The organism is Enterobacter sp. PP-008-ECC_S150 (assembly GCF_045257065.1).
Taxonomy (GTDB): Bacteria; Pseudomonadota; Gammaproteobacteria; order Enterobacterales; family Enterobacteriaceae; genus Enterobacter; species Enterobacter chengduensis.
Map to the genome: position 1 here is coordinate 327,685 of NZ_JBJHHG010000002.1, position 19,531 is coordinate 347,215.

The window sequence follows — 19,531 nt, forward strand, 5'->3', positions numbered from 1 at the left end:
CAGGTAAATAATTCAGTGGAGGAAGTCTACGGGATGCGTGCGCTATCCGGCTTGAGATAGCGCAATTTTTCGTACATCTGCGGATAAGAATTAACCCTGTAACAGGCGGATCAACAGCGAGCCGTTATACATTGCATCTTTGACCAGCGCCGCGCCTGCCATCGTGCCCTGGTTAGAAAACTGGGTGCTTTCAACCGCAATATTTTTGCTGTAGGCGGGAAGCGACTGCTGATGGATACAGGCCGAGATCGCCGGGAAGAGGATCTCCGCCGCCTGGCTGAGCGGCGAGCCAATCAGAATTTTCTGCGGGTTGAAGAGGTTCACCATGATCGCCAGAATGCGGCCAACGTTATTTCCTACCCCGGTAATGATATCTTTCGCCAGCAGATCGCCCTGGCGCGCGGCGGCGCACAGGGAATCGACCGTCAGGGGTTGTCCATGCAGCGAGGAGCTCATGGACTGACTAAGCCGAACCTGCGCCAGCTCCAGCACGCTCTCCACGCTGGCAATGGTCTCCAGACAGCCGTGGTTGCCGCAGTAGCAGCGCTTGCCGTACGGGTCGACCTGGGTGTGGCCAATTTCCACCAGGCTGCTGCTTCCGGCGTGAAGAAGGCGTCCGTCGGTGATCACGCCCGCGCCGACGTTATGGTCGATGACGACCTGAATCACGTCCCGCGCCCCGCGCGATGCGCCAAACAGCGCCTCCGCCATCGTCCAGGCGCTGATGTCATGCTGAATATAGACCGGCACGCCGGTATGGTTTTTCAGCACCTCGCCCAGCGGCATCTCTTTGACATCGTCGTAAAACGGCATGCGGTGAACAATACCGTTTTCGGTATCTATAATCCCCGGCATGGTGATGGCAATCGCCGTCAGGCGTTCAAGCCGCTGCTGATGGCGGATAAAGAAGCGATCGATGTGCGAGACAATGGCGTCGAGGAGCGGTTGCTCCGCGTTGAGCGGCAGCTCAAGCCGGTCTTCCACCACCAGCTTGCTGCTCAGATCGCGCAGCGCGAGAAAGATCTCCCCGCGGCTGATGCGCAGTGACAGGTAGTGCCATGCTTCTGTTTCAACCACCAGCCCGACGGCCGGACGGCCACGGCTGCCCGGCTCCTGAATTTCTGTCTCCTGGACCAGGTGTGCTTCCAGCATCTCGCGGACAATCTTGGTGATACTGGCAGGTGCCAGCTGTGCCAGGCGCGATAGATCGATACGCGAAACCGGACCAAGCTGATCAATCAGGCGATATACCGCGCCAGCGTTGGTCTGCTTAATCTGATCGATATGCCCTGGCTGACTATCAGCAACCACCTCGTACTCCCTTATTTTCGAGCTTCGAAATAAACTGTTTGCTATGGTGAAGCACTTCCCTGTCCGTCGTCAAATATTTACTTAGCCATGTGATTTACCGCACATTTCTGCCCCCTTTTTCCAGTAAATGTCGCCCGGCAGAGGCGCTGATGAGCTGGTGTTTGAATCGCTGTGCGGCATGGCTCTGTTCGCGATGCTTTGACCACACCAGCCACATCTCTGAAACGGCGTCCTCTTCGGCGATGGTCACCCAGCGCATTTCGCGCAATTGTACCCGCTTAAAGGAGGCCGGAAGAATAGATACGCCCAGCCCGGCGGCGACCAGACCGATAATGGTCATCGCTTCCCCCACCTCCTGGGTAATGACCGGGGCAAGATCGTAGCGGCGCATCAGCCCCAGGATATCGTCATACAGCCCCGTTCCGACCTGCGGGTCAAAAAAGACGAACGGCTCTTTTGCCAGCTCCACCAGCGACACCGCCGGACGCGACGCCAGCGGGTGATCGTGCGGGATCATCGCCATCAGCGGCTCGCGCAGGATCACCTCCCACGCCAGCGTGTCCGGGAGCTGGGTGTTACGCATCAGCCCCAGATCAAGCGCCCCCTCGTTCAGCGGCGCAATCTGCTCGCGGGTGTTGATTTCGCGCGTCTGGATATGAACATCCGGAAAGTGTCGGCGGAATGACGAAAGGGTTTCTGAGACGGCGCTGATAAACGGTGCCGACGAGGTAAACCCGATGCGCAGCTCGCCGGCTTCACCGAGATAGAGCCGCTCTGCCCGGGCAGCGGCCTCATCGACCATGCTCAGAATTTGTCGGCTGTCGATCAGGAACTGCTTGCCCGCCGCCGTCAGGCTCACGCTGCGGTTAGTGCGGGCCAGAAGGCGCGCGCCAACCTGCTGCTCCAGGATCTGGATCTGCTGGCTTAACGGTGGCTGAGAGATATTCAGCCGCGCCGCCGCGCGTCCAAAATGCAGCTCTTCGGCGACGGCGACAAAATAGCGAAGATGACGCAGCTCGATATTCATATTTCTAAAGTATCATTTGAGATTATTAATATATTAGACAGAATATTTACATTTTCCTACCCTGAAGGGGTGGTCATACCCGTCACCAGAAATCACGGGGATGTTTAAGCAAGGAAACTGTGTGAGTCGTACAACTACTATTGATGTCGATCCGGCAAGCGATATCAATGATTTACCTCCAGCATCGCAGCCGGTTCAGTTCATTAAACGTGGTACCCCCCAATTTATGCGCGTCACGCTGGCGCTCTTTTCCGCCGGTCTGGCCACCTTCGCCCTGCTCTATTGCGTTCAGCCGATCCTGCCCGTCCTCTCCCATGAGTTTGGCGTATCGCCTGCCAGCAGCAGCATTTCGCTCTCTATATCAACCGGCATGCTGGCGATTGGACTGCTCTTTACCGGGCCGCTGTCCGACGCCATTGGCCGTAAACCGGTGATGGTGACGGCGCTGATGCTGGCCTCGGTCTGCACGCTACTCTCGACCATGATGACCAGCTGGCACGGCATTCTGGTGATGCGCGCGCTGATTGGGCTCTCGCTCAGCGGCGTGGCGGCGGTCGGGATGACCTATCTGAGTGAAGAGATCCACCCGAGCTTTGTTGCCTTCTCGATGGGGCTTTACATCAGCGGGAACTCGATTGGCGGGATGAGCGGACGCCTGCTGAGCGGGGTATTCACGGACTTCTTTAGCTGGCGTATTGCGCTGGCGGTGATTGGGTGTTTCGCGCTGGCCTCCGCGCTGATGTTCTGGAAAATTCTGCCGGAATCGCGCCATTTTCGCCCGACATCGCTGCGCCCGAAAACGCTGTTTATCAACTTCCGCCTGCACTGGCGCGATAAAGGGCTGCCGCGCCTGTTTCTGATGGGCTTCCTGCTGATGGGCGCCTTCGTCACGCTGTTTAACTATATTGGCTATCGGCTGATGCTCTCGCCGTGGCATTTGAATCAGGCCGTTGTCGGTTTACTCTCGGTTGCCTATTTGACCGGCACGTGGAGCTCACCAAAAGCCGGCGCGATGACCGCGCGCTACGGACGCGGTCCGGTCATGTTGTTCTTTACGGCACTCATGCTGCTCGGCCTGCTGCTGACGCTCTTCTCCTCCCTGTGGCTGATTTTTGCCGGGATGCTGCTCTTCTCAGCCGGGTTCTTCGCCGCCCACTCGGTCGCCAGCAGCTGGATTGGCCCGCGCGCCCGTCGTGCCAAAGGCCAGGCGTCGTCGCTTTATCTGTTCAGCTATTATCTGGGCTCCAGCATCGCCGGGACGCTCGGCGGCGTGTTCTGGCATAGCTACGGCTGGAACGGCGTGGGCGGGTTTATTGCGCTGATGCTCTGTGCCGCGCTGCTGGTGGGGGCAAGTCTGCATCAGCGTTTGAGATAACATGCGGGCGGGCTGATATCCATAAAAACGGCACCAGCGAACTGGTGCCGTTTCTCGTTCAGGAGTCCCAGGCCTGCTCTATCTTGCCGGCCTCAAACTGCGGAGGCGGTTTTCGGAAACGGCGCGTGAGCCATGTCAGGTAAAGGATCCCCAGAGCCGCCCAGATGAGGCCAAGCGTCAGGGAGGTCGCTTCGAGGTTTATCCACAGCACGCCGACCGTGACGGCACCCACGAGCGGCAGCAGAAGATAGTGGAACCGATCTTTCCACGTTTTGTTCAGCCCCTGGCGCCGCCAGAAATGATTGTACACCGACAGGTTAACAAACGTAAACGCCACCAGCGCACCGAAGTTGATCAGCGCCGTCGCGGTTACGAGGTCAAAGTACAGGGCTGACAGGGCAACCATCCCTACCATAATGACGTTCAGGGCCGGCGTGCGCCATTTCGGATGCACGTAGCCAAACACCCGCTCCGGAAAGACGTTATCACGCCCCATCACGTAAAGCAGGCGTGAGACGCTGGCGTGCGAGGCCAGGCCTGAAGCAAGCGTATTGACAAACGTGGTGCAAAGAAACACCGACTGGAAGAGCTTGCCGCCCACGTACAGCGCAATTTCCGGCAGCGCGGCGTCCGGGTTCTTGAAGCGCGCGATCGTCGGGAAAAAGAGCTGCATGAAAAACGAGGCAACAATGAATATCAGCCCACCGTACAGTGCGGTCAGGAAAATGGCTTTGGGGATCACGCGCGCCGCGTTTGGCGTCTCTTCCGACAGCGTGGTGACCGCGTCGAAGCCGAGGAAAGAGAAGCAGACGATCGTCGCGCCGGTAATAATCGGGATCAGGTGGGCGTTCTCGCTGATAAACGGCTGGAGCGACCAGACGGTGCCGACGCCCTCCCCCTTGTGCAGGCCATGCACCACGAGGATGACAAACACCACCATGATCGCGACCTGCACCAGCACAAACAGGGTGTTAAAGTTGGCGACCAGATTCACGCTCTTCAGGTTCGCCAGCGTCAGGATGGTCACAAACCCCACCACCCAGACCCACGGCGGGACGTCAGGGAACAGCGCGGAAAGGTAGATTTTCGCCAGCAGCACGTTAATCATCGGCAGGAAGAGATAGTCCAGCAGCGATGACCAGCCAACCATAAAGCCTAAGTGAGGTCCGATCGATTTCTGCGTGTAGGTGTACGCGGAGCCCGCTTCCGGGAACTGCCGTACCAGCTTGCCGTAGCTGATGGCGGTAAACATGACGCCAGCCAGCGCCAGGAGATACGAGGCGGGCACGTGACCATTGCTGATACCGGACACAATGCCGAAGGTATCAAACACGGTCATCGGGGTGAGGTAAGCCAGCCCCATCATGACCACCTGCCAGAGCTTGAGGGAGCTGCGCAGCCGGGTTCTTCCGGCCATGCGCGGCGAATCAAGAGAGGTGTTAGTCGCCATAAACCGTCCCCCCCATGCTTACCGTGGTTTGCAATCGCGTTGACCTTAACGCAAACCTGCTTAGCAAAGGGGGAAGTTGTAAAGAACTCACGCGATCGTACCAGCTCACCGTCTCTGGCTCGCACTCACAGCAGGCGCCAGACTGGCCCCCTTCGCCCTGCGGATAGTTGAACATCTGCATCATTTCCTACCTCGTCACACAGTGTCGTTAAGAAAATCCCTGTGCCGCCTGCGCTCCATAACGCGACTCCCGGGAGATAGCTGGCGTGCCAGCGAACAGTTCGGCCAGGCTCCGCGCAGGCCGTATGGTAATACGTACAAGATGTAACAAAGCGGCCCCTTGCCGGGGCACGTCATCAGGCGTTTTTCAACATCCACTCGATTTCAGTTTCGGTGATCAGGCGCTCAAACTGCAGTAATTCATCATTTTTGCAGGCGTGATAGACGTGGCAGAAACGTTCGCCCAGACGCTCTCGGAGGCTATCGTTTTGCATAAACTCCCACAGCGCATCGCTCTGACGAATCGGGAACGGCAGGCCGTCCTGCTCCAGACCATTGCCTTCCACCTCTTCCTGCAGCGGTAAATCGTTGTCCAGCCCGTGCAAAATACCGGCAAAAATTGCCGCCATTACCAGATACGGGTTCGCGTCTGCGCCCGCCACCCGGTACTCGACCCGATGGTTATGGCGATCGCCACAGGGGATGCGCAGGGCAACCGTGCGATTATTGTGTCCCCATGACGCCTGCGTCGGCACGTACATACCCGGCTGGAAACGGCGGTACGAGTTAACGTTCGGTGCCAGCAGCGCCATGGAGGCTGGCATCAGATCGATCATCCCGGCCAGCGCGCGTTTCAGCAGCGCGGAATCCTCGCCGCTGGCGTCTGCGAGCACGTTTTCGCCTCGGTTGTTCTGCATGCTGATGTGGATATGCATCCCGCTGCCCGCATGCTCTTCATACGGCTTTGCCATAAACGTGGCGTGCATCTTATGTTTTTCCGCCATCTGCCTGACGAGACGTTTTAGCGCCAGCGCATCGTCGCAGGCATCGAGCACGTTTTCCGTGTGGTGCAGGTTAATCTCAAACTGGCCCGGGGAGGCCTCAGCCACCGCGCCGTCGGCGGGGATCAGCTGCAGCTGCGCCAGTTCGTCAATGTCGTTCAGCACGTCGGCAAAGTGGTTGAGATTATCAACCGAGTAGACCTGACTTTGCGTGTTGCGCACGTCGGTGCCCGGCGCGCAGGGTGGCTGCAGATAGCCGTCGGCATCGCGTTTACGGTCAAGTAAATAGAACTCCAGCTCTACCGCTACCACGGGGAACAGACCGCGCTGGCGCAGCTGCTGCCAGAGTCGGTTGAGTACGTTCCGCGGCTCAACGTCAAAGGGAGCGCCATCTTCATCGACCATGGTGAGCTGCACCTGACCAATGTATTCCGGGTCGGCGGCGGACGGCGTCAGGGTACCCGGCACCGGCACGCAGATGCAGTCCGGCTCGCCGAGCTCCTGCCCCAGGCCCGCCTCTTCCACGACGTTCCCCAAAATGTCCATGGCGAAAACCGATGCCGGGAAATAGCAGCCTTTTTCAAGCTTGCTCAGTCCGGCAACCGGGATGCGTTTACCGCGAAAACAGCCGTTGAGGTCGGTCAGGAGGACATCAATAAACTGGGTGTCAGGATACTTTTCTAAATAGCGCTTCACCTCCTGCGTAAAGGCGCTGCCCCGCCTCTCTTCCGTGTGCTGCACAAAGTTCTCAACTTCTACGATATTGGTTTCCATGATTTACCACCGTTTTGGGATGTGTGTTCGCTGCGCTGGACCGTCAAATATAATGTCCACCCTATCGAATCTGTATGCAAATAAATTGTTTGTCAAATGTTAAATTAAGTTTGCAAAAGGCAGATCCCGTTGCTAGATTGAGAAAATATTGAACGAAAAGGCCGTTTAGCAGGCGAAAATGGCCTAAATTTAGTCCACTTTGTGAGAGCGATAATGGAAAATATAATGAACAAGCCAGTCATTGGCGTGGTGATGTGTAGAAACAGGCTTAAGGGTCATGAGACCCAAACCCTGCAAGAAAAGTACCTGAATGCCATTATAAACGCGGGGGGCTTACCAATTGCCCTACCGCATGCGCTCGCAGAGCCAGAGCTCCTTGCTGCCCTGCTGCCCACCCTGGACGGAATTTACCTGCCGGGCAGCCCAAGTAACGTGCAGCCGCACCTTTATGGTGAAAACGGCGATGAGCCTGACGCCGATCCCGGGCGAGATCTTCTGAGTATGGCGCTGATTGCCGCCGCGCTCGAAAGGCGCATCCCCATTTTCGCCATCTGCCGGGGGCTGCAGGAGCTGGTTGTTGCGACGGGAGGGACGCTGTATCGCCGCCTGTTCGAGCAGAACGACCTGCTTGAGCACCGGGAAGATCCTGAGCTGCCGGTTGAGCTACAATACGCCCCGTCTCATGAAGTTCAGGTTCAGGAGGGAGGACTGCTGTCTCAATTAATACCAGGCTGTAACACATTTTGGGTAAACTCGTTACACGGGCAAGGTGCACGGACGTTAGGACCACGGCTTCGCGTGGAGGCCCGCTCGACGGACGGGCTGGTCGAAGCGGTCAGCGTTCATGACCACCCTTTTGCCCTCGGCGTGCAATGGCACCCCGAATGGAACAGCAGCGAGTACGCCCTGTCCCGTATGTTGTTTGAAGGTTTTATCACCGCCTGTCAAAGCCACATTGCCGAGAAGCAACGGCTTTGACCACTACCGTAAAGGAAATGCAACTATGAGCGATGACGGACTGGCGCCAGGGAAACGTCTGTCTGAGATCCGCCAGCAGCTGGGTCTCTCGCAGCGGCGTGCCGCCGAACTGTCTGGGTTAACACACAGTGCCATCAGCACCATTGAGCAGGATAAAGTCAGTCCTGCCATCAGTACGCTGCAAAAGCTGCTGAAAGTTTATGGGCTGTCGCTCTCGGAATTCTTTTCGGAACCGGAAAAACCTGATGAACCGCAGGTGGTTATTAATCAGGAAGACCTTATCGAAATTGGCAGTCAGGGGGTTTCGATGAAGCTGGTTCATAACGGAAATCCGAACCGTACGCTGGCGATGATTTTTGAAACTTACCAGCCTGGAACCACGACCGGAGAGAGGATCAAACACCAGGGTGAGGAGATCGGTACGATACTGGAAGGTGAAATAGTGTTGACCATAAATGGCCAGCCTTATCACCTGGTTGCGGGGCAGAGCTATGCCATCAATACCGGCATACCGCACAGCTTCAGCAATACCTCGGCAGGCATCTGCCGCATTATCAGTGCCCACACCCCCACCACGTTCTAATCACCACTCGTTCCCGGCGTAAGCGCGCTTACGCCGGGACACATAAAAACGATCGATATCGGCATTTTACGGGTTAATTCCCGGGATGCCTTACGGCTTCGTATTGCCTGAAACGGCCATGACTTTATTTATCTGATTGCGAAAGAAAGGAGTGAATATGCATTTTCAGCACCTGACTTACTGGCAGGATAAAGCAAAAAACAGCGCCATCGAGACCCGATTATTTATTAACGGTGCCTATTGCGACGCCGCCGATAATACCACGTTTGATACCGTCAATCCCGCTACCCAAAAGACGCTGGCGCACGTAGCCCGGGGCAAGCAGGCGGACGTGGACCGCGCGGTTCAGGCCGCGCGTGAGGTATTCGAGCGCGGCGACTGGTCGCAGGCGTCCCCGGCGCAGCGCAAATACGTGCTCAATAAGCTCGCCGATCTGATGGAACGCCACGGCGAAGAGCTGGCCTTGCTGGAAACCCTGGACACCGGTAAACCCATCCGCCACAGCCTGCGCGACGATATTCCCGGCGCGACGCGCGCCATCCGCTGGTACGCCGAAGCGGCGGATAAAGTCTACGGCGAAGTGGCGCCTACCGGGCCGGGCGAGCTGGCGATGATCGTGCGCGAGCCGATCGGGGTTGTCGCCGCCATCGTCCCCTGGAACTTTCCGCTGCTGCTGGCCTGCTGGAAGCTGGGCCCGGCGCTGATCGCGGGCAATAGCGTGGTGTTGAAGCCGTCGGAGAAATCGCCCCTCACCGCCCTGCGCCTGGCCGGGCTGGCGAAAGAAGCGGGCCTGCCGGACGGCGTGCTGAATGTGATAAGCGGTTACGGCCACGAAGCGGGCCAGGCGCTGGCGCTGCATCCAGAGGTCGAGGTGCTGACGTTTACCGGCTCGACCCGAACCGGCAAGCAGCTGCTGAAGGACGCCGGAGAAAGCAACATGAAGCGCGTCTGGCTGGAGGCTGGCGGCAAAAGCGCCAACATTATCTTTGCCGACTGTCCTGACCTGGACAAGGCCGTGAGCGCGACCGCCGCCGGCATTTTTTACAATCAGGGGCAAGTCTGTATCGCCGGTACCCGCCTGCTGCTCGAAGACAGCATCGCCGATGACTTTCTGGCAAGGCTCAAAGAGCAGGCCCGTCACTGGCAGCCGGGCGATCCGCTCGACCCCGACAGCACGATGGGCATGCTCATCGACGCTGCGCACGCCGATACCGTCCACACGTTTATTCGCGAGGGAACCCGGAAAGGGACGCTGCTGCTGGACGGGCGGGAACACCCCTGGCCTTCCGCGGTAGGCCCAACCATTTTTGTCGACATCGACCCCGCCTCCCCGCTGTGCCGGGAAGAGATTTTCGGACCGGTGCTGGTCGTTACCCGCTTTAAAACCGAAGAGGAAGCCTTAACGCTGGCCAACGACAGTGAATACGGGCTTGGCGCGGCGGTCTGGACCCGCGATCTCTCCCGCGCGCACCGCATGAGCCGCCGCCTGAAGGCTGGCTCGGTCTTCGTCAATAACTATAACGACGGGGATATGACCGTCCCCTTTGGCGGCTATAAGCAGAGCGGCAACGGTCGCGATAAGTCCCTGCACGCGCTCGAAAAATTCACCGAACTGAAAACCATTTGGATTGCCCTGGAGCCTCAATCATGACCGAACATACCACCAGCTACTACGCGGCCAGCGCGAACGCGTACGAACCTTTCCCGACGCTTAACGAGTCAATCAGCTGCGACGTGTGCGTGGTGGGCGGCGGCTATACCGGCCTCTCCTCCGCGCTGCATCTCGCCGAAATGGGCTACGACGTGGTGCTCCTTGAAGGGGCGCGCATCGGCTATGGCGCCAGCGGGCGCAACGGCGGCCAGCTGGTTAACTCCTACAGCCGCGATATCGACGTTATTGAGAAAAACTACGGCCCCGATGCCGCCAGAGCCCTCGGGAGCATGATGTTTGAAGGCGGGGAAATTATCCGGGAGCGTATCCAGCGCTATCAGATCCAGTGCGACTATCGTCCCGGCGGGCTGTTTGTGGCGCTAAACCATAAGCAGCTGGAGACGCTGGAGGAGCAAAAAGCCAACTGGGAACGCTACGGCAACACGCAGCTGGAGCTGCTGGACGCCAGCGCCATCCGCCGGGAAGTCGACAGCGAACGCTATACCGGCGCGCTGCTGGACCGCAGCGGGGGGCACATTCATCCGCTGAACCTGGCGATCGGCGAAGCGGACGCCATTCGCCTGAACGGCGGGCGGGTGTATGAACAGTCCCCGGTGACCGCCATTCAGCACACCAGCCCGGCCGTGGTCAGTACGCAACGGGGCCAGGTGACGGCCCGCTATGTCATCGTCGCCGGGAATGCCTATCTGGGCGATAAAATCGAACCGGAGCTGGCAAAACGCAGCATGCCCTGCGGCACGCAGGTGGTCACCACCGCCCCGCTGCCGGAAGAGGTCGCCCGCACGCTGATCCCCAATAACTACTGCGTGGAAGATTGCAACTACCTGCTGGACTACTACCGTCTCACCGCCGACAACCGTCTGCTGTACGGCGGCGGCGTAGTGTACGGCGCGCGCGATCCGGACGATGTCGAGCGCCTGGTGATGCCAAAGCTGCTGAAAACCTTCCCTCAGCTGGCTGGCGTCAAAATCGACTACCGCTGGACGGGCAACTTCCTGCTGACCCTGTCGCGTATGCCGCAGTTTGGTCGTCTGGATAAAAACATCTATTACATGCAGGGCTACAGCGGCCACGGCGTGACCTGCACCCATCTGGCCGGACGGCTGATCTCGGAACTGTTGCGCGGTGACGCCGAACGCTTTGATGCGTTTGCCAACCTGCCGCACTACCCCTTCCCTGGCGGCCGCAGCCTGCGGATCCCCTTCACGGCGATGGGCGCGGCGTATTACAGCCTGCGCGATCGTCTTGGCGTATGATCGTTTCGACAAAAGGGTATATGACATGAGTAACCAGGAATTTCATCAGCGCAGACTTTCTGCCACCCCGCGCGGCGTAGGCGTAATGTGTAATTTCTTTGCCCGCTCGGCGGAGAATGCCACGCTTACCGACGTGGAAGGCAACGACTATATTGATTTCGCCGCCGGGATCGCGGTACTGAATACCGGCCATCGTCATCCCGAACTGGTGGCCGCGGTGGAAAAACAGCTTCACCAGTTCACCCACTCGGCCTACCAGATTGTGCCGTATGAAAGCTACGTTTCATTAGCTGAAAAGCTTAACGAGCTGGCCCCGGTGCAGGGCCCGGCCAAAACGGCGTTCTTCACCACGGGCGCGGAAGCGGTGGAAAACGCCATTAAAATCGCCCGGGCCCATACCGGCAGACCGGGCGTGATTGCCTTCGGGGGCGGCTTTCACGGCCGAACCTATATGACCATGGCGCTCACCGGCAAGGTCGCGCCTTACAAGCTGGGATTTGGCCCCTTCCCGGGGTCGGTTTATCACGTGCCGTATCCTTCCGAGCTGCACGGCATCACGACGCAGGATGCCGTCACGGCGATTGAACGCCTGTTCAAAGCCGATATTGAGGCGAAACAGGTGGCGGCGATTATTTTTGAACCCATTCAGGGTGAAGGCGGGTTCAACGTCGCTCCGCCAGAGCTGGTGGCCGCCATCCGCCGGATCTGTGACGAGCACGGGATCGTGATGATTGCCGACGAAGTGCAGAGCGGCTTCGCCCGCACGGGTAAACTGTTTGCCATGGAACACTACGCGGACAAGCCCGACCTGATGACGATGGCTAAAAGCCTGGCGGGCGGAATGCCGCTGTCCGGCGTGGTGGGCCGCGCCGAGATCATGGATGCGCCGGCTCCCGGCGGTCTTGGGGGAACCTATGCCGGCAACCCGCTTGCGGTGGCCGCCGCGCACGCGGTGCTGAATGTTATCGACAACGAGTCGCTCTGCGCCCGCGCCCGCCTTCTGGGCGAGCGGCTGAACGCTACGCTGGAGGAAATTCAGGGCACCTTCCCCGCGCTCGTGGCAATAAGGGGAAGAGGATCGATGATTGCGGCGGAGTTTTTTGATCCCGAGAGCCGTCAACCTTCAGCCGCCATCGCGCAGGCTATCCAGCAAAAGGCGCTCGCCCAGGGCCTGCTGCTGTTGATCTGCGGCCAGTACGGCAACGTGATCCGCTTCCTTTATCCGCTGACCATTCCGGATGCCCAGTTCACCCAGGCGCTGGCGATCCTGCAACAGGTTATGCGTGATAAGGCCTAAGTGCCCACTGAGAACCGTCTTCCGGAAGTCCGGGAGACGGTTTCTACGGAGGAAGTGTTGGGGAATTGGGTCCGTTTCATTGTATGCTCACTGAAACACATCCCCGGCAAGAGGTAATAAGAATTGCAAAAATCATCAGCCTATCAGTCAGTTGTGAAAACCTTCCAGCGCCTTTCTCGCTTCTCTCACCTCTCCTCCATCGCCAGCTGGGACATGTTCACCATGATGCCGCCCGGCGGCAGCGCCGCGCGCGGTGAGGCGCTGGCGGAAATGAGCGTCCTGCAGCACCAGATCCTAACCGATAAAAAGGTTGGCGACCTGTTAGCAGCGGCGGCAGGGGAAGATCTGAATGACGTCGAACAGGCCAACCTGCGTGAAATGACGCGCCACTACCAGCAGGCGACCCTGCTGCCGGAATCGCTGGTGGAGGCCAAATCGCTGGCGGGCAGCAGGTGCGAACACGCCTGGCGTACGCAGCGCCCCGCCAACGACTGGCAGGGCTTTTCCGCCAACCTGAAAGAGGTGGTTAAACTCAGCCGCGAAGAAGCTCGCCTGCGGGCAGAAGCCAAAGGCTGTACGCCGTACGACGCGCTGCTGGATATTTTTGAACCCGACATGACCAGCGCGCGTCTGGACGTCCTGTTCGGCGACATGAAATCCTGGCTGCCGGACCTGCTGGCAAACGTGGTGGAAAAACAGGCCCAGCGCGCCTTTATTCCCCCGCAGGGCCCCTTCCCGACGGCGACCCAGCGTGAGCTGGGTCTGGAAGCCATGAAGATGCTCGGCTTCGATTTTAACGGCGGTCGCCTGGACGTGAGCGCGCACCCGTTTTGCGGCGGCGTACCGGAGGACGTGCGCATCACCACGCGCTATGACGAGGATGAACTGCTCAGCGCGCTGTTTGGCGTGATCCACGAAACCGGACACGCGCGCTACGAGCAGAACCTGCCGCGCGCGTGGGCCGGGCAGCCTGTTGCCCTCGCCCGCTCAACCGCGATCCACGAATCCCAGAGCCTGTTCTTCGAGATGCAGCTGGGACGCAGTGAAGCCTTCCTCAGACATCTCCTCCCTGCGGTGCACGCCCGCTTTGGCAGCCAGGCGGCGTTCAGCGAAGAGAACTTTATTGCCTGGAACCAGCGCGTGAAGCCGGGCTATATCCGCGTCGATGCGGACGAAGTGAGCTACCCGGCACACGTGGTGCTGCGCTATGAGATCGAGCGCGCGCTGATCAACGGCGAGATTGAGGTGGACGATATTCCCGCCCTGTGGGATGAGAAAATGCAGGCCTGGCTCGGGTTATCGACCAAAGATAACTACCGCAACGGCTGTATGCAGGATATCCACTGGACCGACGGCGGTTTTGGCTACTTCCCGTCCTACACGCTTGGCGCCATGTATGCCGCGCAGCTGTTCCATGCTGCGAAAACGGCGCTGCCGGGCCTGCAGGCTTCCATCGCTCAAGGCGATTTTTCGGCGCTGTTTGACTGGCTGCGCCAGAACATCTGGCAGCACGGCAGCCGCTTCAGCACGTCGCAGTTGATTACCCAGGCGACGGGCGAAGATCTGAATATTCGTTACTTCCGCGAACATCTCACCTCGCGCTATTTGTAACCTGTTTGGCAGGAGTGAGGAACCGCCAGTAAATTTTTTAAGCAGAAGCGATAACCTTGTTTCAGAACGACTAAAGGCTTTCAGCGATGCCCTGGTCCGGCTGTAAATCGCTGAGCCGCCCTGGCACGTTCACCGGTGTGGTCGTTACAGAGTAGCAAGGAACATAAAGTGAACGGAATGACCACCACAGCCGTATGTTCCCCCTCACCCCAGCCCTCTCCCTCAAGGGAGAGGGGGTCATCCATGCTGGCATTATTTTGTGGGGAACCCAGGCGATGTACATATGGTTACACGCCGATACCAATCACTCACGGAAACCTCGAATTTACAGGCATATAGTTATTTCAACGGCCCCGCAGTGGGGTTAAATGAAAAACCAAATTCGAGGGTATGAGAATGAATAAAGTATTAGCTCTGGTTGTTGCCGCTGCTATGGGTCTGTCTTCTGCTGCATTTGCTGCTGACACTACCGCAACTGCTGCACCGGCTGCCGCACCTGCTGCAACCACCACCGCTGCGCCAGCAAAAGCGGTTCACCATAAGAAACATCACAAAGCTGCAGCGAAAAAAGAAGCCGCTGCACCAGCAACCGCAGCACCAACCGAGCAGAAAGCTCAGGCTGCCAAAAAGCACCATAAAAAAGCCGCTAAACCGGCTGTAGAGCAGAAAGCACAGGCTGCTAAAAAGCATCACCACAAAAAAGCCGCTAAACCGGCTGTAGAACAGAAAGCACAGGCTGCTAAAAAGCACCACCACAAAAAAGCCGCTAAACCGGCTGTAGAGCAGAAAGCGCAGGCTGCTAAAAAGCACCACAAAAAAGCAGTAAAACATCACGCTGCTAAACCCGCTGCACAGCCAGCTGCATAAGCGTACAGGCTAAACCGTGCCCTTCGGGGCACGTTGGTAAACCGGCGCTGAACCGGAACAGGTTCCGCGCCGTTTTTTTATCCGGAGGGCGTATGCTGCGACGCTATCGGTTTGAGCTGATTCTGATCCTGCTTATTTTATGCGCGCTCATCGCCAGCCATTTTTATCTTTCCTGAATGTAGCACGCTGATTTTACTCCCACTTTAGCGCTGTCCCGTCTATAGTATTTTCATAGGGTTCACTTTTAATAATCATAATTACCCCCACCAGAGTGTGATATGCGTAAATCTGTTGTGTTGTTACTGGGAACGTTTGGTCTTTTTTCTGGATTCTCACATGCGGATGATGGCGGTGATGGCACCATTAGCGCGAAAGAGCTAAAGACGCTTTTTTTCGGTCATGACGATCGTACCCGCGTTACCGACCCCACCCAGGCGCCCTGGGATGCCATAGGTCAACTGGAAACCGCCAGCGGTAACCTGTGTACCGCGACGCTGATCACCCCGCAGCTTGCCCTGACGGCAGGCCACTGTCTGTTAACGCCCCCGAACGGCAAGCCGGATAAAGCGGTTGCCCTGCGGTTTGTGTCGCAAAAAGGGACCTGGCGCTATGAAATTCACGGTATTGAAGGACGGGTCGATCCGTCTCTCGGTAAACGCCTGAAACCGGACGGCGACGGCTGGATAGTGCCGCCGGCGGCCGCCTCGTGGGATTTCGGCCTGATCGTTTTACGCTACCCGCCTTCCGGCATTACGCCGCTGCCGCTATTTGACGGTGACAAAGCCGCGCTTACGGCCGCGCTGAAAGCCGCCGACCGAAAGGTGACGCAGTCAGGCTATCCTGTCGATCACCTGGATACGCTTTATACGCACACCGACTGTATTGTGACGGGCTGGGCGCAAACCAGCGTTCTCTCGCACCAGTGCGATACGCTGCCGGGTGACAGTGGTTCGCCGCTGATGCTCAAAACCGATAGCGGCTGGCAGCTGATTGGTGTCCAGAGTTCTGCGCCGGCGGCAAAAGACCGGTGGCGCGCGGATAACCGGGCCCTGTCCGTTACCGGCTTCCGTGACCAGCTGGAAGCGCTGGCGCAGCAGTGAATCAGCAGCGTCGGACCTTCCGTAACGCCCTGATTGACTCAATCGGCATCGGCTGGCTGAACCAAAAACCCTGCAGTTGATCGCAGCCAGCCAGCCGCAGCAGTTTCATTTGCTTCTCGGTCTCCACCCCTTCTGCTACCACCGACATCCCAAGCGCGTTGGCGATCCGCACCGTGCCGCTCACCAGCGCGGCCGCCTGTTCATCGTTGTCCACCAGCCCGGCCAGGGATTTATCGATCTTGATGGTGTCGAAGTTAAAACGCCGCAAATAGCCAATGCTGGAATAGCCGGTGCCAAAGTCGTCCAGCGCCACCGCGGTGCCCAGCCCTTTAAGATTGGCTATCGCCATGCGGGCGCGCTCCGGATTTTCCAGAACATACGACTCCGTGACCTCAAGCTGCAGCCGGTGGGCCGGAAAACGGGTGCTTTCCAGCACGCTGGCCACTTTTTCTTCGAAGGCAGGATCGCGGAACTGCGCGGGGGAGATATTCACGGAGAGCTTTAATTCACCGTACGGCTGGAGATCCCGGCAGGCCCGCTGCAGCACAAACTGGCCCAGTTTATCAATCAGTCCGCTGGTCTCCGCAATGGCGATAAAGGTGTCCGGGTCAAGCGGTCCTTCGGGACGACGCGGCCAGCGGACCAGCGCTTCGACGCTGCTCATGGCCTGACTGCGGGCGTCAATAATAGGCTGATACCAGACCTCAAACTCATCGCGTTCCAGACCGCTGCGGATCTGGTTTTCAATCGCCAGCTTGCGTTCCCGGGCGCTGTTTAGCTCCGCGTCGTAGTGGGTGATGCGCCCTTTCCCGCTCATTTTTGCGTGATACATAGCAATATCGGCGCGGCGAAACAGTTCGGAACTGCTGCATTCCGTCAGCGTTCCGCTGGCGATACCGATGCTGGCACCGATATGGATTGTCCGTTCCCCGAGCTGAACCGGGGTGGCGAGATAATCCAGTACGGAAACGGCAAAGGCGTTAGCCTGAGCCTCTGCATCATCACCGCCGATGGTCATGGCGAACTCATCCCCGCCCATGCGCGCCAGCATCCCGCCCGGCGGCACGCGTTCATTGAGCGTTTTCGCTATCGCCACGATGAGGTCATCGCCCACGCTGTGGCCATAGATATCATTCACATCTTTAAAACCGTCCAGATCGATAAACACCACGCTTTTGACGTCGACATCACCGCGTAAACGCACCCGATCGAGCGTCTCGATAAGCGCGCGTCGGTTCGGCAGATGGCTCAGCCAGTCCGTTCTTGCCACCAGACGCGCCTGGCTTTCGCCGCGCGCAAGCTTGTACAGCCCCACGCTGCTCACCAGAATAAAAAGCAGGATCAGGGCGGATGCCAGCACAACAATTTGCGTGATATCGGAGGATGCCGCCCGGGCAGCCTGCGCCCCCGGAAGCCGTGCCTGCCAGTTAAGATAGCCCAGCAGCTCCCCTGCCGAACTGCGCAGCGGCATGCTCAGCGCGTTAATTTTTTCCGGCGTAAAGTGAAGGTTATCGATCTGAAAGGTCGCCCCCAGGTCGGATAAGATTCTGGCGTTCAGATGACGGGTGATCACCAGATAGCGCCGCGTTTCGTCGCGGACCTGTAACCTGCCTATCATCGGGCGAATCAGCCCAATGCCGACAAAGGCGATGCCGCTTCGCGTCTGGCTGATCCCCGCATAGATATTTTTTTCACCCGCGAGCGCTCGTCCGTGCTGGGCAATAAGCGCCTTAAGGCCTTTGCCAAAAAAGTCGAGATTGGTTTCGGTAAAGGGTCTGCTTTGAAACGATCCCCAGATCACGTTGAAATGTTCATCCAGCACGAAGGTGCCGTCGTAGAGATTATTGATTTTAAATCCGGCGCCCCAGGTGTTGTACAGCCAGTCGGTATCCAGCGCGGGACGGTAGACCTCCCGCACCGCATCGTCCCAGACGGCGTTATCCAGCACCAGCGAGGAGACGCGGTTAACCGATGTCTGAATGGCGCCCTGCACGGAAAGCGCCGTGCGGTGTTCATCAATTTCATTGGTTTTGGTGCTGATAAGATGCAGGGAAAGATAGAGGAGTGCGACGATGGAGACGATTAAGCCGATGCCCGCCATGAAGACCATGGCAAACAACGTTCTCGCATTGGGAATATTGCGCCAGCTTAATGTGCGATACATCAGCCATCCTCTTCAATGTTCTGTTTTTCTAAGCGTAATACAGGCAGCGAATTTCGCTGCCTGGAAAGGATGGCTTTATGAGGGTCAGGCAAGTTTTATCATAATCATACCGGCAAGCAGCAGTATCAGCCCAATCCAGCCCTTGTTATTTAAACGCTGACCGAAGAGCACCCAGCCTGCGGCCAGCGTGGCGGCGATACCAAAACCGCCCCACAGCGCATAGGCGACCGAAAGATCGATCCCTTTTACCGCCTGGGACAGGGCGCTGAACGCCCCCAGAACCGCGGCAATCGACAGCAGGCCGTAGAGTTTACGGCGAAAACCATCGGAGAATTTCAGCAGAACGTTCGCCAGAATTTCCAGCACGATAGCGAGCCCCAGCCAGGCCGCATGAATCCACTCAAACTGTTGCATGGTTCTGCTCCTTCTGCTGTTTGCCAGGCTTCCGGGTACCGGATTTAATCAGCACAATACCCGCGACCAGCGTCGTTAATCCGGCGACTTTCATTGTTGTTAATGTTTCGTCAAATATCAGCACGCTGAACAGCGTAATCAACAAAATACCGATCCCTTCCCACAGTGCATACGCCACGCCCAGCGCAATTTTTTTCACCGCGAACGAGAGGAAAATATAAGAAAGCGAAATCATCACCAGCATTAAAATAAAACCGGTGTTGCCATCGCTGATGCTTGCCCACTTCATAGACAGCGTGCCGGTAATTTCAGCGATAATTGCTAACGCTAATAGGATCCAGTAAAACATGTTTTTCTCCTGCTTGAGAATATAATCCATCGTGGCTCACTGCGTGCAGCAAACCCAAAAAATACGAATTGAAATCAGACAGCTAAGCGCGTAGCGCCAGCTCAGGCAGAAGAGATAACTATAGTGCGGTGCGCCAGTGTTGCTCACCAGAAAGCAGGCAGAAAGAGGTTGAGTATACTGCGGTATTGTTTGAAGAGTACGTCCTGAACATATTGTCCATAAAATTACAATTATCCGCGTTGTTGCTTCTCGTCTTTGCGGATGAAAATTGTCCTCGGTAGTTAAACACACCAGATTTGTAC

16 protein-coding genes are annotated in these 19,531 nt (G+C 57.8%); 9 read left to right on the forward strand and 7 right to left on the reverse strand.

Annotation, left to right across the window (positions count from 1 at the left end; translation table 11 throughout):
• Nucleotides 1–90: 90 nt before the first annotated feature.
• The gene (gene mlc, locus ACJBF3_RS04210) at nucleotides 91–1,311 is read right to left on the reverse strand and encodes a sugar metabolism global transcriptional regulator Mlc (RefSeq protein WP_045329073.1); all 1,221 of its coding nucleotides are present in this window, start codon (nucleotides 1,309–1,311) and stop codon (nucleotides 91–93) included.
• Nucleotides 1,312–1,405: 94 nt separating this feature from the next.
• Nucleotides 1,406–2,338, reverse strand: coding sequence for a LysR family transcriptional regulator (locus ACJBF3_RS04215; protein WP_045329074.1), 933 nt, complete (start codon nucleotides 2,336–2,338; stop codon nucleotides 1,406–1,408).
• A gap of 121 nt (nucleotides 2,339–2,459) precedes the next feature.
• Here ACJBF3_RS04215 and ACJBF3_RS04220 point away from each other — a divergent pair, with 121 nt between their 5' ends.
• Nucleotides 2,460–3,713: an MFS transporter gene (locus tag ACJBF3_RS04220; RefSeq protein WP_045329075.1), complete on the forward strand. Its 1,254-nt coding sequence runs from the start codon at nucleotides 2,460–2,462 to the stop codon at nucleotides 3,711–3,713.
• A gap of 58 nt (nucleotides 3,714–3,771) precedes the next feature.
• On the opposite strand, the gene ACJBF3_RS04225 is transcribed toward ACJBF3_RS04220, so the two are convergent.
• On the reverse strand, nucleotides 3,772–5,163 hold the full coding sequence (locus tag ACJBF3_RS04225; protein WP_045329076.1) for an APC family permease: 1,392 nt from the start codon (nucleotides 5,161–5,163) through the stop codon (nucleotides 3,772–3,774).
• Nucleotides 5,164–5,519: 356 nt separating this feature from the next.
• On the reverse strand, nucleotides 5,520–6,938 hold the full coding sequence (locus tag ACJBF3_RS04230) for a glutamine synthetase family protein (RefSeq protein WP_032640513.1): 1,419 nt from the start codon (nucleotides 6,936–6,938) through the stop codon (nucleotides 5,520–5,522).
• A gap of 213 nt (nucleotides 6,939–7,151) precedes the next feature.
• Between ACJBF3_RS04230 and puuD the strand changes: the two genes are divergently transcribed.
• The 8 genes from puuD (at nucleotide 7,152) to ACJBF3_RS04270 (ending at nucleotide 16,302) form a co-directional block, all read left to right on the forward strand.
• Nucleotides 7,152–7,916 carry a gamma-glutamyl-gamma-aminobutyrate hydrolase gene (gene puuD / locus ACJBF3_RS04235; protein WP_045329134.1) on the forward strand — a complete coding sequence of 255 codons (765 nt, stop codon included), beginning with the start codon at nucleotides 7,152–7,154 and terminating at the stop codon, nucleotides 7,914–7,916.
• A 25-nt stretch (nucleotides 7,917–7,941) separates the two neighbouring features.
• The gene (gene puuR / locus ACJBF3_RS04240; protein ID WP_013096835.1) at nucleotides 7,942–8,499 is read left to right on the forward strand and encodes an HTH-type transcriptional regulator PuuR; all 558 of its coding nucleotides are present in this window, start codon (nucleotides 7,942–7,944) and stop codon (nucleotides 8,497–8,499) included.
• Nucleotides 8,500–8,656: 157 nt separating this feature from the next.
• Nucleotides 8,657–10,150, forward strand: coding sequence for an aldehyde dehydrogenase PuuC (gene puuC / locus ACJBF3_RS04245; RefSeq protein ID WP_045329078.1), 1,494 nt, complete (start codon nucleotides 8,657–8,659; stop codon nucleotides 10,148–10,150).
• A complete protein-coding gene (locus ACJBF3_RS04250) occupies nucleotides 10,147–11,427 on the forward strand; it encodes an FAD-binding oxidoreductase (protein ID WP_045329079.1) in 1,281 nt (426 codons plus the stop codon). The genes puuC and ACJBF3_RS04250 overlap by 4 nt, the downstream gene beginning before the upstream one ends.
• Nucleotides 11,428–11,452: 25 nt before the next feature.
• A complete protein-coding gene (gene puuE / locus ACJBF3_RS04255; RefSeq protein WP_045329080.1) occupies nucleotides 11,453–12,724 on the forward strand; it encodes a 4-aminobutyrate transaminase in 1,272 nt (423 codons plus the stop codon).
• A gap of 123 nt (nucleotides 12,725–12,847) precedes the next feature.
• On the forward strand, nucleotides 12,848–14,335 hold the full coding sequence (locus tag ACJBF3_RS04260; RefSeq protein ID WP_045329081.1) for a carboxypeptidase M32: 1,488 nt from the start codon (nucleotides 12,848–12,850) through the stop codon (nucleotides 14,333–14,335).
• 396 nt (nucleotides 14,336–14,731) lie between these two features.
• The gene (gene asr, locus ACJBF3_RS04265; RefSeq protein WP_045329082.1) at nucleotides 14,732–15,202 is read left to right on the forward strand and encodes an acid resistance repetitive basic protein Asr; all 471 of its coding nucleotides are present in this window, start codon (nucleotides 14,732–14,734) and stop codon (nucleotides 15,200–15,202) included.
• Between the two features lie 278 nt (nucleotides 15,203–15,480).
• A complete protein-coding gene (locus ACJBF3_RS04270; RefSeq protein WP_045329083.1) occupies nucleotides 15,481–16,302 on the forward strand; it encodes a serine protease in 822 nt (273 codons plus the stop codon).
• Between the two features lies 1 nt (nucleotide 16,303).
• Here ACJBF3_RS04270 and ACJBF3_RS04275 read toward each other — a convergent pair whose 3' ends face one another.
• The 3 genes from ACJBF3_RS04275 to mdtJ form a co-directional block, all read right to left on the reverse strand.
• A complete protein-coding gene (locus tag ACJBF3_RS04275) occupies nucleotides 16,304–18,466 on the reverse strand; it encodes a bifunctional diguanylate cyclase/phosphodiesterase (protein WP_045329084.1) in 2,163 nt (720 codons plus the stop codon).
• 84 nt (nucleotides 18,467–18,550) lie between these two features.
• Nucleotides 18,551–18,880, reverse strand: coding sequence for a multidrug/spermidine efflux SMR transporter subunit MdtI (mdtI, locus tag ACJBF3_RS04280; RefSeq protein ID WP_045329085.1), 330 nt, complete (start codon nucleotides 18,878–18,880; stop codon nucleotides 18,551–18,553).
• Nucleotides 18,867–19,229 carry a multidrug/spermidine efflux SMR transporter subunit MdtJ gene (mdtJ, locus tag ACJBF3_RS04285; protein ID WP_045329086.1) on the reverse strand — a complete coding sequence of 121 codons (363 nt, stop codon included), beginning with the start codon at nucleotides 19,227–19,229 and terminating at the stop codon, nucleotides 18,867–18,869. Before mdtJ ends, mdtI begins: the two co-directional genes overlap by 14 nt.
• Nucleotides 19,230–19,531: the final 302 nt, after the last annotated feature.